The sequence below is a fragment of the Chromatium okenii genome (assembly GCF_016583745.1).
Classification (GTDB): Bacteria; Pseudomonadota; Gammaproteobacteria; order Chromatiales; family Chromatiaceae; genus Chromatium; species Chromatium okenii.
This window is the reverse complement of record NZ_NRRQ01000105.1, coordinates 1-849: the sequence shown is the minus strand read 5'-3', so window position 1 is coordinate 849 and position 849 is coordinate 1. Positions and strand designations below refer to the sequence as shown.

The 849-nt window shown below is 43.7% G+C and carries 1 protein-coding gene; it reads left to right on the top strand.

The features are described from left to right. Positions 1-324: 324 nt before the first annotated feature. A partial coding sequence (trfA, locus tag CKO12_RS14355; protein WP_274599937.1) for a plasmid replication initiator TrfA occupies positions 325-849 on the top strand: 525 nt, incomplete at its 3' end.

Below are 849 nucleotides of genomic sequence, written 5' to 3'. Positions count from 1 at the left end.
TATAAATTGTGATTTTTTTTTGCGATTAAATTTTATTTTTAAATGATTAAAAGAAGATTAGAAGGGTTGCCGTTTTCTTTTTTTTTTCAAAAAATTCAATCGCTTACGCGCTTTTTTTTAAGATTTTAGCAACATGCTATGACGACTTTTGCAACATGCTATGACGACTAGGCCAACATGCTATGACGACTTTTGCAACATGCTATGACGACTTTTCAACATGCTATGACGACTTTTGCAATATGCTATGACGACTTTTGCAATATGCTATGACGACTCTTCTGGTATCATTTGAGCTTCCTAATTCCAAATTGAGTGAAACCCATGGCACAAGAACCCGAAGAAATCGACCTGCAAGCGATCATGGCGCGGATGGATGCGCGAGGGCGTGGCGAGAACACAGCCCCACCCCGCCCGGAAGATACACGGGTCGTGCCGTTGCCGATCTGGCCGAAAAATTTCCGAGGAGTACCTAATGGCATTCTGCGGTCGGCGCTATTCGGTGCTATCAAACGCGGACGGCGAGCATTTCAAAATAACCAACGTAAAGCCTCATTAAAAGGGGTAGTGATTAAATTCACTGGACAGCAACTAGATCAGGCTGATCTGGATGTATGGGAATTTTGCTTGCATCGGTGTCGTGAGCGTGGATTAGGAGTGAAAGTTGAGTTTCTAACCTACCAATGCTTGCGTGAACTCAAGCGCTCTTGCGGTGGAAGCAGTGCTGGATGGTTGCGCGGTGCTTTGAATCGCTTGTTGAACGCGACAGTCTCAATTGAGGAGGGGAGATTTCGTTATTCTGATACGTTAATCAAGCATTATTTATATGATGATGACGCCAAGATAAAC